The sequence below is a fragment of the Enterobacter sp. BIGb0383 genome (genome assembly GCF_003751845.1).
In the GTDB taxonomy this organism is placed as follows: Bacteria; Pseudomonadota; Gammaproteobacteria; order Enterobacterales; family Enterobacteriaceae; genus BIGb0383.
This window is the reverse complement of the sequence record NZ_RJKQ01000001.1, coordinates 787,568-801,168: the sequence shown is the minus strand read 5'-3', so window position 1 is coordinate 801,168 and position 13,601 is coordinate 787,568. Positions and strand designations below refer to the sequence as shown.

Annotated in this window: 12 protein-coding genes; all 12 read left to right on the top strand. The window is 56.6% G+C overall.

Features of this window, described 5'->3' with window-relative positions:
• Nucleotides 1-59 precede the first annotated feature (59 nt).
• The 12 genes from EDF81_RS03870 (at nucleotide 60) to EDF81_RS03820 (ending at nucleotide 13,580) form a co-directional block, all read left to right on the top strand.
• The gene (locus EDF81_RS03870; RefSeq protein WP_123346431.1) at nucleotides 60-509 is read left to right on the top strand and encodes a phage tail protein; all 450 of its coding nucleotides are present in this window, start codon (nucleotides 60-62) and stop codon (nucleotides 507-509) included.
• A 17-nt stretch (nucleotides 510-526) separates the two neighbouring features.
• Entirely contained in the window at nucleotides 527-1,615 is a 1,089-nt protein-coding gene (locus EDF81_RS03865; RefSeq protein WP_123346426.1) for a phage tail sheath C-terminal domain-containing protein, read from the top strand.
• A gap of 19 nt (nucleotides 1,616-1,634) precedes the next feature.
• The gene (locus EDF81_RS03860) at nucleotides 1,635-2,951 is read left to right on the top strand and encodes a phage tail sheath subtilisin-like domain-containing protein (protein WP_123346423.1); all 1,317 of its coding nucleotides are present in this window, start codon (nucleotides 1,635-1,637) and stop codon (nucleotides 2,949-2,951) included.
• A gap of 48 nt (nucleotides 2,952-2,999) precedes the next feature.
• Nucleotides 3,000-4,226: a phage tail sheath family protein gene (locus EDF81_RS03855; RefSeq protein ID WP_123346421.1), complete on the top strand. Its 1,227-nt coding sequence runs from the start codon at nucleotides 3,000-3,002 to the stop codon at nucleotides 4,224-4,226.
• 2 nt (nucleotides 4,227-4,228) lie between these two features.
• Nucleotides 4,229-4,681, top strand: a complete 453-nt coding sequence (locus tag EDF81_RS03850) for a phage tail protein (protein ID WP_123346419.1) — start codon at nucleotides 4,229-4,231, stop codon at nucleotides 4,679-4,681.
• Nucleotides 4,678-4,845 carry a DUF5908 family protein gene (locus EDF81_RS24030; RefSeq protein ID WP_184999461.1) on the top strand — a complete coding sequence of 56 codons (168 nt, stop codon included), beginning with the start codon at nucleotides 4,678-4,680 and terminating at the stop codon, nucleotides 4,843-4,845. The genes EDF81_RS03850 and EDF81_RS24030 overlap by 4 nt, the downstream gene beginning before the upstream one ends.
• A complete protein-coding gene (locus tag EDF81_RS03845; protein WP_123346417.1) occupies nucleotides 4,842-5,531 on the top strand; it encodes a hypothetical protein in 690 nt (229 codons plus the stop codon). The genes EDF81_RS24030 and EDF81_RS03845 overlap by 4 nt, the downstream gene beginning before the upstream one ends.
• Nucleotides 5,528-7,108, top strand: a complete 1,581-nt coding sequence (locus tag EDF81_RS03840) for a phage baseplate assembly protein V (RefSeq protein WP_123346416.1) — start codon at nucleotides 5,528-5,530, stop codon at nucleotides 7,106-7,108. The genes EDF81_RS03845 and EDF81_RS03840 overlap by 4 nt, the downstream gene beginning before the upstream one ends.
• A 21-nt stretch (nucleotides 7,109-7,129) precedes the next feature.
• Entirely contained in the window at nucleotides 7,130-7,552 is a 423-nt protein-coding gene (locus EDF81_RS03835) for a GPW/gp25 family protein (protein WP_123346414.1), read from the top strand.
• Complete coding sequence (locus EDF81_RS03830) at nucleotides 7,549-7,965, top strand: hypothetical protein (protein ID WP_123346412.1); 417 nt, start codon at nucleotides 7,549-7,551, stop codon at nucleotides 7,963-7,965. Before EDF81_RS03835 ends, EDF81_RS03830 begins: the two co-directional genes overlap by 4 nt.
• Before the next feature lie 79 nt (nucleotides 7,966-8,044).
• Nucleotides 8,045-10,657, top strand: a complete 2,613-nt coding sequence (locus tag EDF81_RS03825) for a hypothetical protein (protein WP_123346410.1) — start codon at nucleotides 8,045-8,047, stop codon at nucleotides 10,655-10,657.
• A gap of 16 nt (nucleotides 10,658-10,673) precedes the next feature.
• A complete protein-coding gene (locus EDF81_RS03820; RefSeq protein WP_123346408.1) occupies nucleotides 10,674-13,580 on the top strand; it encodes a hypothetical protein in 2,907 nt (968 codons plus the stop codon).
• Nucleotides 13,581-13,601 lie beyond the last annotated feature (21 nt).

The following is a 13,601-nucleotide window of genomic DNA, read 5'->3' as shown; positions in this document are numbered from 1 at the left end:
AGCTTGCCTGCTTATCCGCTCACTTATTTTCTGAATATCAACGCATGAAGGATAATATTATGGCCACTACCGCAGATGACATCGCAGTACAGTATCCGATCCCGACCTACCGCTTTATTGTTGCACTCGGCGATGAGCAGGTACCCTTTACCAGCGCCTCCGGCCTGGATATTACTTACGATACCATTGAATACCGCGACGGAACCGGGAACTGGTTTAAAATGCCCGGCCAGCGTCAGGCGATTAATATCACCCTGAGTAAAGGTGTTTTCCCGGGCGATACCGCGCTGTATAGCTGGATTAATTCCATCCAGCTTAATCAGGTGGAGAAGAAAGATATTATGATCAGCCTGACCAACGATGCCGGAACGGAAGTGCTGATGAGCTGGAATATTGCCAATGCGTTTCCGACCTCGCTGACCTCGCCGTCATTTGATGCCACCAGCAATGAAATTGCGGTACAGCAGGTGACGCTGATGGCGGACCGCGTGACGATTCAGGCTGCCTGATTAAGAGGAGCGGTATTATGACCGTGACAACCAGCTACCCCGGCGTGTACCTGAGTGAAGAGGCGTCGCTGAATTTTTCAATATCCAGGAGTGCAACAGCTGTGCCGGCTTTTGTTTTCTTAAGATATGGAGGGAATTTAGCACCTGAAGAGAAAATTGTAAGCTATAACTCTTTGGCCGAATTTTTAGTTGGCAGACCAGAAGATCCAGCACAAGCATATAGCGCCTCATATTACAAGGCTGTAAAGCTTTGGTTTATGAACGGAGGAGGGCGGTGCTATTTGGTCGATATAGATGGTTTAGATGAGATAAAAAAATATAGCGACATTACTCTTTTAGTGTCTTCAGGTGCCAATAATTCTGGGTATAGCATCCTTGAACCATTCAATCAACTGCTTCAGGACGGAGTAAATATTTTTGGTTTGTTTGATGGCCCTGAGGAAAGAATTAAAGCTGACGGCACCCAGGATGACGTTATGTCGAATGTTCCTGACTCATCCTATGCCGCATCCTTTTACCCTTATGTTCTGGCTTCCTGGACTACGGATGTAATTCCACCCAGCGCCGTCGCCGCCGTTGCCATCGCCCTGACAGATCGCACGCGCGGTGTCTGGAAAGCCCCGGCCAATGTGGTGATTAACGGTATCACCCCGCAATATCCCGTCAGTGACGCGCTGCAATCCCGTTTTAGCCAGGGCAAAGCGCTAAATATGATCCGCTCGTTCCCGAATACAGGAACGGTGGTGTGGGGTGCCCGTACCCTGGAGGACAGCGATAACTGGCGTTATATCCCGGTACGCCGCCTGTTTAATATGGTCGAGAAGGATATTCAGAAAGCGCTGAATAAGCTTGTCTTTGAACCCAACAGTCAGCCGACCTGGCAGCGGGTTAAAGCGGCGGTAAATAATTATCTCCATGCGCTATGGCAACAGGGGGCGCTGGCCGGGAATAAAGAAGAGGACGCCTGGTTTGTGCAGATAGGTAAAGATATCACCATGACTGAGGATGATATTAATCAGGGAAAAATGATCGTGAAAATAGGTCTGGCTGCTGTACGCCCTGCTGAATTTATTCTTTTGCAATTCAGCCAGAATATCGCCCAATAATTTAATGAAGGAAACTGCTATGTCTACTGTAACGACCGTACCCGGTGTTTATATTGAAGAAGATGCGTCTCCGGCGATTTCCGTGAGCCAGGGCGCCACTGCCGTTCCGTTATTTATCGCCCGTTTTACCCCGCTTGACGACAGCTATTCTGGTACTGTAACCCGCATCAGCAGCTGGCTGGATTTCAGTCAAAAATTCTCCGTGACGGCGGGGCTAAGCGCGAGCGTTACCATTACCTCAACGCCTGATGATGCTGATAAACCCGCCAACTACACCTACAGTGCCGGAGTACCCACGGTGGCCGCGACCGCGACGCTGGCCCTGCAGCTCTATTTCCAGAACGGCGGCGGCGCCTGCTATATCTGTGCGCTCAGTGACGCCAAAGGTGATTCACTTGCGGCACTACCGGGCCTGGCGGATGAGGTGGGTGAAATCACCCTGTTTGCTGTCCCTGAAACTGATAAGGCCTATCGTGAGGCGGTTTACGGCGCGCTGGTCGGCTCGCTGGACCAGAATAAAGGCTATTTCCTGCTGGCCGACAGCGACGATGGTAAGGCTCCGGCGGGTATCGGTAGCTCCGCCCATATTGCCGTCTATTATCCGGCGGTTCTGGTCTCTTCCACTGCGGCGCCAGGCGATGCCGCTGTTGCCATAACCGGCTACACCAATATTGATGCCAAAAAAACGGCTTCGACGCTTGCTGACCTGCAGGCGCTTGAGCCGGATCTGGCTAAAACGATCGCCTCATCTTTCACCTCCTCACTGCTTGCTTCACTTAGCGTGCCCGTCTCCGCGCTGATGGCCGGCGTTTATGCAAAAACCGACGCCCAGCGCGGCGTCTGGAAAGCCCCGGCCAATGTGGTACTGAACGGCGTCACCGATGTCAGCGTTAGGGTCACGGATGATGCCCAGGGCGAAATGAACCTGGCGGGGATCAACGTTATCCGTTACTTCAGCGATCGGGGGGCGGTGGTCTGGGGGGCGCGGACGCTGCAGGATGATGATAACTGGCGTTATATTCCGGTGCGACGCCTGTTTGATGCCGCCGAGCGCGACATTAAAAAAGCGCTGCGCCCGATGGTATTTGAACCCAATAACCAGCTGACCTGGAAACGGGTGCAGGCGGCCATTGACCACTATCTCTATAGCCTGTGGCAACAGGGTGGGCTGGCCGGTAATAAGGCGAATGAGGCTTACTTTGTGCGCATCGGGAAAGACATCACCATGACCACCGACGATATTAATCAGGGAAAGATGATTGTCCAGGTCGGGATGGCCGCCGTCCGCCCCGCGGAATTTATTATCCTGCAGTTTACCCAGGATATGACGCAGTAATCGGCTAAGGCTGCCCGCAGTCCCCTGCGGGCATGTAAGGAGTTTCCGATGGCAATGGTTAATCCTGGGGTTTCAATCAGTGAGACCTCGCTAACTTCAGTACTGGCCGACGATGCGGTCACGATGCCGCTGTTTATGAGTTATACCGTGACGCAGGCCAGCAGCGTCACGACGCTGGTGCCCGTTAACGTCACGTCGCTGACGCAGGCCGTCTCACTGTTTGGCGGTCGCGGAACCCTGGCGTATTCCCTGCGCCATTTTTTTGAGAATCGCGGGCAGTCCTGTTATGTCCTCCCTCTGGGAACGGGAGAAGAAGAGAACACCACCCGACTGACCCGTTTGATTACGGCGCTACAGAGCGCCGAACTGCAGGAGAGCGTGGCTGCCGATCGCCATACCGGCCTGCTGCTGGTACCGGAAATGAGCGAACTTAACGATCTTGTTGCAGACGACAGTATTGATCCGGCCACGCTCTGGTATCAGGGATGGCAGGCGCTGCTGCAGCTTTGTCTCCAGGGCCAGCAGCGCTTTGCGCTGCTGGAACAGCCAGAAGATCCCGTCCAGGCGATCGCGCTCAGCAAGCAGTCGTTTTCAGCCGATCTTTGCCAGAACGGAGCGGCATGGTGGCCCCGGTTACAGACCAGCTACGTGCAGGACGGCAGCGACGTGAAAACATACCTTTTCTTGTCGCCCTTGCCAGCGGTGGCTGCCGTTATTCAGAGCAGTGCGACGGATAACGGCGTCTGGAAGCCTCCGGCCAATATCGCCCTGGCGAAAACCCTGCGGCCATCCCGCAATATTCTCCAGTCCCGGGATCTGCTTAATCAGGACGGGGTTTATTGCAACCCGATCCGCAGCTTTGCGGGAAAAGGGGTGCGCCTGTGGGGCTGTCGTACGCTGCTGAATGACGAAAGCTCGCCCTGGCGCTATATCCAGACCCGGCTGCTGGCGAACAGCGTGGAAGCCTATCTGAGTGACCTGGCGCGCGTGTTCTTATTCGAACCGAACAATGCTCAGACCTGGATGAAACTGCAGGGGCAAATCTGGACCTGGCTGCGGCAGCAGTGGCTGGACGGTGCGTTTTTTGGCACCACCGAAGAGGAGGCCTTTACGGTAAACATTGGCCTCAATGACACCATGAGCGCAGAGGATATCAGTGCCGGGAAGATGATCATCCAGCTCCGGCTGGCGCTGCTGGCACCGGCAGAATTTATTGATATCAATCTGACGCTGGACCTGCGTGATGGTTCAGCCACCACCAACAACGGGAGCTGATTATGGCGGACATACCGGTAGTGGCCCATCGATTTACGGTGAACTTTGTGTTTAACACCATCCCGGCTCCGCTTGATGTTGCTTTCCAGCGGATCTCCGGCCTGTCACGCGAGCTGGAGGTGAGCCAGCTCCGGGAAGGCGGCGAAAATATTCGCAACCTCTGGCTGGCGGAAAAGGTCAACCACGGCAGCCTGCTGCTGGAGCGCGGCGTGACCAATGCGTCAATACTGACCACGCAGTTTGATCGGGTCTTACGCCGGGAAAGTACCCAGTGGGCCAACGTGGTCATCATGCTGCTGAATGAATCCGGTATACCGCTAACCACCTGGGCACTAAGCCATGCCCTGCCGGTACGCTGGCAGATCGGGGACCTGGACGCCAGCAGTAATACCGTTTTGATCAACTCCCTCGAACTCCGCTATCAGGATATGAGCATCCTGGGAGACAAGTTATGACCGTTGAAATTCGCGAACTGGTGATTCAGGTTGAAGTGACAGAAACGTCAGCGCAGGCAGCGGCATCCTCACCGGCAGGTTATACGGAATGGGATGAACAGCGGCTGCTGGAAAAACTCAAGCGTGAAGTGCTGGAATATCTGCAGGAAAGGGGGCAACTGTGAGCTTACTTGAACGAGGTTTATCAAAACTGACGATCGGTGCGTGGAAAGATCGGGAAGGGAAAATCCCGGCCGGCAAGATGAGCGCGATGTATAACCCGGAGAGCATCCAGCTCGATTATCAGACGCGCTTTCGCACGGAAGAGACCATTAATAAGGCCTCCCAGAGTAACCGCTATGTGATCGCCGAACCGGTGGGTCTGAGCCTGAATCTGCTGTTTGACAGCCAGATGCCGGGGAACACCACGCCGGTGGAAAGCCAGATTGCGATGCTGAAATCCTTGTGTGCGGTCAATGCGGCTACCGAGTCTCCCTGCTTTTTGCGTATCAGCTGGGGGAAAATGCGCTGGGAAAATAAGGGCTGGTTTGCCGGGCGGGCCAACGATCTCTCCGTCGCCTATACGCTATTTGACCGCGATGCCACGCCGCTACGTGCCACGGTGCGTCTGAGTCTGGTTGCCGATGAAAGCTTTGTCATTCAGCAGACGGAGCTGAATCAGCAATCGCCCGCTCAGGCCTTACTTGGCGTGCCGGACCTGGCGTCATTGCCGCAGATGGCTCTGACCGCAAGCGCCACCCTGGCCGATAGCGTGGATTATCTGTCGATGGCCTGGGATAACGATCTGGACAACCTTGACGACTTTCAGCCGGGAGATTATCTGCAGGCGCTGAAAGGGGGCGGGATATGAATGAGATCGTCCTGAAAATTGGCGGGAAGGTCTGTTCCCTGGGAATCAGCCGGTTGCGTGTTGCGCAGCAGATCAATGCCATCCCCTCTGCCCGGCTGGAGCTACAGATCCCGACCGACAGCAAAGATACGCTGGCGCAAAGTGCGGTGGCTGACATCTCACCCGGTGCTGCGGTGCTGATTGAACTGGATGGCACCCCGCTATTTAGCGGAACCCTGACGCAAAAACGCCTCTTACTGCGGGGAAAACTGTGGTCCGTCCGGCTGGAGGCGCGTCATGTTCTGCAAAAGCTGGCGTTTTATCCTCACAGTCGGGTATTTCGCCAGCAGGACGATGGCACAATCCTGAATGCGCTCTTTCAGCAGGCCGGGGTAAAAATGACCCGGACGGCGACGCCATCGGCGACCCGACACGATCAGATGGTGCAGTTCAGGGTAAGCGACTGGCAGTTTATTCTCAGCAGGCTGTTTGCCACCAACAGCTGGCTGCTGCCCGATGCGGCCAGCAGTTCAGTGACGGTGTCACAAATTGCCGCGCCTGCATCGGCCGCCCATACCCTTGAGCGTTACGCAGAGTACAGCGATTACACCCTGCATGAGATTGATCTGACCTTTGATAATCGTTTTACGCCTGACAGCCTGTCGCTGCGCGGCTGGGATGTTGCAGAGCAAAAGCTCGGTTCGGCACAAAAAAGCGGTTCCGATACCTTCCATCCCTGGAAAGCCGCCGGGCAGGGGGTAACGCTATCGCGACAGCCGGATTATCAGCTGGCGTTCAGCACAATGCCGGAAACCCAGCTCAATACCCTTTCCCGCTCCTGGATAAACCATCAGCAGCTGACCGGTGTACAGGGGCGGATTGTGCTGGATGGGACGCGCGACTTCCGTCTGGGAGAGAGCGTAAAGCTGGATAAATTTGGCGCCGGACTGGACGGTACTGCCATGCTGACCGGCATTAATCAGTTGTTTAATACGGAGGATGGCTGGCGCAGCGAGCTGCTGGCGGGCCTGCCCGCTGATTTTACAGACCCCGTCCCGTCCGTTCAGTCCCTGCATATTGCCACGGTAGCGGATTTTACCGTCGATCCTGAACAGCTGGACAGGATCCCTATTTCACTGCCTGCGCTTAATCTGCCCGGTGAACATATCTTCGCCCGTCTGGGGAAACCCTGGGCCAGCAAAGCCAGTGGCTTCTGTTTTTACCCTGAGCCGGGAGATGAAGTGGTGGTGGGGTTTATTGAAAGCGATCCGCGCTATCCGGTGATTTTAGATTCGCTACACAACCCAAAAAACAGCGCGCCTTTCCCGCCCGATGCGCAAAACCTGCGCAAAGAGCTGGTGGTAAGCAAAGACGACTACACCGCACAGCTGCAGATTAATACCGAAGAAAAAACCGTCACGCTGGCGTCGGGCAACAACAGCCTGACGCTGACGGCGGACCAGAACTTTCAGCTTACAACGCCAGACGAAATGACGTTCACCGCAAAATCCATCAGCTTCCAGGCCAGCGAGAAGCTGTCGGCGAGTGGGGAAAGCCAGGTGGAAATCACCAGCGCCAGTATCAATCTGAAAAAATAACCTGACAACTGCGAGGCGAAAATGAGTGACGACACGCTAGTCAATACGCTGGGACGCTGCTGGGCATTTCCGCCGCAGTTCTCCCCTGAAAGCGGTGTAAAGATGGCTGAAGGGACGGATGCCGTTCTACAAAGCCTGCAGGTCCTGTTCCTGACCGAAATCGGCGAACGCATTATGCGTGAAAGCTGGGGCGCCGGGATGAATGATTTTCTCTTTGAGAATATTTCCGATGAGCTGCTGGCAAATATACAGAGCCGGATAGAGGAAACGATCCTGCGCTACGAGCCGAGAGTGACGCTAAAGGACGTGGTGATCAAGCCTGCCGACAATGAGCCCAGCCGTCTGTGGGTACAAATTACCGTGACCCTCACCGGAAGTCAGCTTACCGAAGTGGTGGAGGGAACCCTGAATCTAAATGAAGGCCTGGCGCTGAGGTTGATATGAGTGACTATGTGATTGTTGATGGCGACCAGCTGAAATTCGATCCGCAGTTTGGGGCCAATACCGTGACGGTAACGGGCCTCGCGCAGATAAGCGGCACCGGGGAGGCGACGATTGACAATAAAAACGTCTGTATCCTGGGGGATGAAAAAAAGGTATCGGTGTCTGCCACCTATATCAGTTCAGCCTATCCACAGTCCGGAAGCGGCACCCTGACCATAGCCAGCCTGGCGGCAGACCAGCAGGCTCCCTTTGTCATGGCGCAGACCCCGGTGATTGTGGTGGGGAGCCAGTTTATCGCCCTGTTTACCGTTCAGACGCCTGCAACCAATCCAAACACCGGGCCCGATCCTACCCCGATGGCGTCGGGGTCCGGAAGTTTTACTAACAGCCAGTTATTTGTTACGGCGGGATAACTCCGTTCCGTTCGGTAAATAGCGCGTTTTCTGCCGCAGCAGAATGCGCATGTCCATTATCAGCCCGTGAGTGGATACTATGATCTCAGACCTGGATGAACTGAAAAAGAAACTGGCCAGCAATATCGCTGACAAGAGTTTTGTGCTCGATATCCGCACGGCCGAGCAGCGGCTGAACAATATTGCGCAATATAGCGCGCTGATCCCCTTTGCCAGCAATCAGGACGCGACATGGGACAGCTTCTGGCTGGCCGGTTCGACGGCACAGCAGCTGAGTGATATTTACCAGAATGCCGCGCTGGCGGAACAGCGTTTGCCGGTCCAGCAGACGTTTTTACTGGCCTTATTACAGCTGCTGGAAACCCCCACGCAGTTGCTGAATACGCTGCCGGCCAGGCATCGGGCGCTTTACTATTATGATTTGCTGGGATTTGCCCTGCGTAACAGTCAGCCAGACAGCGTGGTGGTCAATTTTGAATTACAGCGAAATACCACCGGATACCTGCTGCCCGCCGGTACCGCGCTGGATGCCGGGCAGGACAGCGCGGGTAATACGCTCTCTTATCTGACCGATGAGAACCTGCTGATTACGCCTCAGCAGCTGAGCCTGCTGTGCTGGACCCGGCAGGATACGGACGGGAGCTGGTGGGTCAGCACCGCACTCGATCAGGCCAGTAATATCAGCCTGCCTGATGAGGGCATCCGCCTGTTCAGCCAGACGGACAATGAAAGCGCGCAGCAGCAGCAGGTCTCGCAGAGCCTGCTGCTGGCGACCCTGACGGGCGATCTTCGGGTGGAAAATACCCTGGACACGGCGGCCACCCTGGCGCTGGTGGGTAAGAGCGGGGATCTGGATTTTCAGCGCGACGGCACTTCCGCTGTGTTCCGCCTCTCCGCGCAGACCCTGCAGAAAGCCCGTAACGCTCAGCCTCAGGCATGGACCGCGCCACAGCTGGTATTACGTTCTCCGACGACTCAGGGCGGCGCCGCACCGGATGCCCTGACGGTGGCGATTGATAACTGCCAGGAGACGGACTACGTCAGCCAGGACGGTGCCGGCCATCTTGATACCTTTAGCTATCCGTTCGGTGCACAGCCGCAGCTTGGGAGCGCTTTTGAACTCACTCTCCCGGTGGCGTTCTCACGCACCGGCGGGACGCTGACGATTCAGCCGCAGTGGCGCGATCTCCCCCAGCAGAGTTTCGCCCAGTGGTATGCGGATTATCCTGAGCCACCGGCCGATAACGCAGCGTTCAAAGCGCAGATTGTTCTGGTTGCGCCCGACGGTACGGAACAGCAGGGGGACGAGCAGCCGCTTTTTTCCGGCGAGGGGACCCCACAAGGGGAGCCGCTTCACGTCATCATTCCGGCAGATACTTCTGCCACTGCGGGATATATTGCCCGGGTCGTGCTGAGCGGAGCCGATTTCAATCACGCCGCGTGGCAACAATCACCCGAGGGTAAGAATGCCCCCTGGACGCCGCAGGTCAGCCGGATCGATACCACCTTTGCGGCATCGCTTTCCCTGTCCAACAGCGCCTCATCGGCTGTCCGCCTGGCGGTACAGGACTCAGGAGACACGGCCCCGGCGCTTTATCTTGGATTCAGCGAGGTAACGCCGGGCGAAACCCTGTCAGTGTACTGGTCGCTCAACGCCCCGGCATCGCTCAATCTTAGCTGGTTCTATTACAGCAACCAGGGCGAGTGGGTTTCGCTATCATCGGGGGTGCTGGACAGTACCGGCGGGCTTTCCACCAGCGCGCTCTGGCGCGCTGTGCTGCCGGAGGATAGCGCGGCGGGGTCGGATTTTGCGAATTTTTCCGCAGACTATTACTGGATAAAAGCTGAGCCGGCAGACGGTGACGCTTTTGCCGCTGACACCGTTCCCCGGCTGAATGCCATCTTTGCCGGCGCAATGACCGCCACCCTGGATACCACGGGCACGGTGGATAATAGCCACTATGCGCAGGCATTACCGGCCGGCACCATCAGCCAGCTGGCGAGCCCGGTAACGGAAATCAGCAGCGTTACCCAACTGCTGCCATCCACGGGCGGCCAGATTCAGGAAACGCAGGACGCGCTGCTTCAGCGGGCGGCTACCCGTATTGCGCACCGTCAGCGAGCCATCAGCTGGGGGAATATGCGCAGTATGCTGATGGACCGCTACCCGCAACTGTACGATGTCCAGTTTCCCGATGAGCAAAAACTCAACCATATTCCGGCCCTGACGGAGCAGCAGCTGCTGGCGATCCCGGACAGTCGTTATCGCGATAACGACGATGCCCTGCGCCCGGCGCTGAGCAGTGCGCGGCTGGCGGAAATGGCCAGCTGGCTGCAGCAGTACACCAGCCTGTGGGCGACGCCTGAACTGTTGAACCCCACCTATATCGATGTAACCGCGCTCTATCGGGTGATTTTTATCGCCGGAATATCGCCTGACTACGGCTACCGCCAGCTGGAAAGCTGGCTACAGCAGCGCTATATGCCCTGGGGTGACGATCAGAAACAGGCGGTCACGCCCGGCAACCGGGTGGATTACTACCAGTTACTGGCGACACTGCAGCAGTCGCCGCTGGTACAGCGGGTGGTGTCCCTGACGCTGACGCGTGACGGCGGCGAAGCGCAGCAGCAGACCATCAGCGCCAGCGACAATGAAGTGCTGATTCTGAACCCTGTACCGGACCTCGGTTAACCTGAACGGAGTATTTATGTCTAAAGAAAACGCGCTCTTTACGCAGGTCAAAGACGATATTGCGTTTGATACGCTCTGGCCGCAGGTCACCACGGCGATTACCGCCCTTAGCAGTGAGATCTGGACCGATACCGGCGATCACGATCCCGGTATTACCCTGCTGCAGGCCGTGACATGGAACTGTTCCGATCTCAGCTATCGCGCGTCGCTCTCGCTGAACGATCTGCTGACCCTCAAAGGGCAGAATACGCTCTTTCCGCTGCTGTTCGGGCCGGATCACGTCCTGACCTGTACCACGGTGACGCCAGAGGATTACCGCCGGGCGCTGCGGGATTTGCACAGCAACGACGTTCCCGATCTGGAGCTTGATGCGGATTGCGCGCCTGACTTTTTGTTCCGCGACGCTTGTCTGATTCGGGAGCCGGAAGCCAACCGTCTCCACTGGTGGTATGACGCGCAAACGCGGGAATACAGCTTTACCGAACCCGATGATGTGAGCAGTGATGACAAAAAACAGATGCTCCTGCGCGGGAATTACTGGCTCTATCTTCTGCCAACCCGCCTGATTGGGGTTCTGAATCCCAGTGGCAAGACCAAAGTTGACCAGTACCTGGCGGATTTTCTGACCAATCACCGTAATCTTGGCGAGTCTGTGTCACGCATTATCTGGCTTCAGCCGGTGACCTTTAGCCCGCAGTTTACCATTGAGCTGGCGGAAGATATTAACGACGTTAACCCGGTAGTGGCGCAGATTTATCAGACTATCGAGGAACTGCTGCTGCCAACGGCTACCCGGCAGACCACCTCTCAGCTGCAGAAGGCGGGGTACAGCAGCGAGGCGATATTTGAAGGCCCGCTTTTGCAGTATGGCTGGCAGCAGGCATCGCCGTCGTTAATTTCGGCAGACGGAATAACGCTTAATCTGAGCCAGCTGTTTAACCGGCTGCAGAGTATTGCGGGTGTAACCAGTATCAGCAGTTTCTCGCCCGGCGAGTTGCCCGGGGAGATGACCGCCGTCAGCGGAGACAGCTGGTCGTGGCAGGTTGCCAGCGGTTATTTCCCCCAGCTCTGGGGTGATGACCCTCTGACGCTGTTGGCTTCCGCCAGCAGCCCGCTTACCCTGATCGTCAAAGGCGGGATTTACCAGCGTGCGGACAGCGATGCGGTTCTGAACGCGTTTTCTACAACGCCGCTGATCCAGACCACGCCAGTCACTTTACCAGCCGGCAAGGAGCGCGATTTGGCGGCCTATACCCCGGTGGGCGACCGGCTGCCAGAGTGCTACCAACTCCAGCAGCCGGATGGGGTGATTGATAACACGGTTCGCGAGCTGCATCAGTTCCTGCTGCCCGCCGATCAGCAACTGGCGGACGGCTGTGCGGAACTGGCCGCGCTGCCCCGGCTTCTGGGGTTTACCGACAGGGATAAACTGAACGCCATCCGCGGCACCCGCTGGCCTTATGCCGCCGATTCGGTCGGCCAGCAGGTGCATCAGTCGTATGCCAGCGCCCTGACCACGTTACAGCAGCAGGATGCCGCCGTGATCCCCGCCACGCCGGACGCTAATTTTGCCCGCGAATTAGATTTTATTCAGTACCTGCTCGGTTACTTCGGTACCAGTCGGGCGGCCCGGCCGCTGACCCTGGATATGGCGGATTTTCTCGCCACCCAGCGTGCGTTTTTGGCGCAGCAGCCCGAGCTGGGCTATGACCGCACCAATATCCGCATCGATAAAGTTTCTGCGTTACAAAAACGTATCGCCGCGCGTATCGGTCTGAACAGCGAGTGTTTTGCCGATAATCCGGATCTCGGCAAACTGCCGTTCTACGTTATTGAACACCGCCAGCTGCTGCCCCAGACGCCGGACGCGGGCTATGACGCGGAGCAGACGCCGGATGATTTTATTTCTGATACAAAGCCGATAGTGAAGCTAAACAAGGCGGGCAGCGCCGGAAAAATTGCCAAAGGGCAGCTGATTGACCTTATTGCGATCGAGGGGGACAGCCGGCTGGTGGTCGGCCAGCAGCTGGTCATCGACACCGATGGCGATACCGTTATGTTCAGCACGGAAAATAGCCAGCAGCTGGTGAATGACCTGGATCGCCTGCAAAGTGCCTGGAATGCGAAGAATTTGCGCTGGCAGAACAGCAGTATCTGGCTACAGGATATGGATTATCGCCTGAACTACGCCGATGCCGCTCTCCAGCCCGACAATGCGAACCAGCGTTTACTGGTCAGCAGCGCCCAGAGTCCTTTCCCTTCCATGGTGGCCGTGGGCGATACAATAACCATTCGCCCGGCTGGCCTGGCGTCCCTGCCCGATACACCGGCCGTCAGCAAAGTCGCTTCCGTGGACGCTGACGGTGACTGGCTGATTGAGGCCACCATCAAAGCCGTGGACAACATTGCCTGCACCCTGCTGATTGAACAAGAGGCGGGCGGAGACGATTTCCCTTCGGCGGAAGAGGCCTGGCGTTTTCAGTGGAATTTCGATACGGCGGCCTACGCCTTCGAGGATCGTTTTTCCTTTGTGGTCAGCATCGTCCATAACCGCAGTATGGTGGAGGCCAGCAATATCGACCCCGCTATGCTCCTGACCTGGCTCCAGCAAACCATTATGGCGGAGTTCCCCGCCCACGTGTCGCTGCTCAATGTCTGGCTTAGCGAGCCGGAGTTTAAAAATTTTGCTGCCACCTATAAGCGCTGGCAAAACAACGGTATTCCCTTAGGCGATGACGCCTTCGCCATTATGCAGATGTTGACGCTCGGCCATCTGCCGGTGGCGCAGCTGGGTATTGGCCTGATGCGTATCGCCACCGAGGCCCAGCGCACCTCGGTGCTGGGGGACGATGGCACTGAATGGCATACCGATATTATCCTCGATCAAGAACTGCTTTATGTGCCGCAGGATGTTACTGCCTGACTGAACACTGAATAACTGATT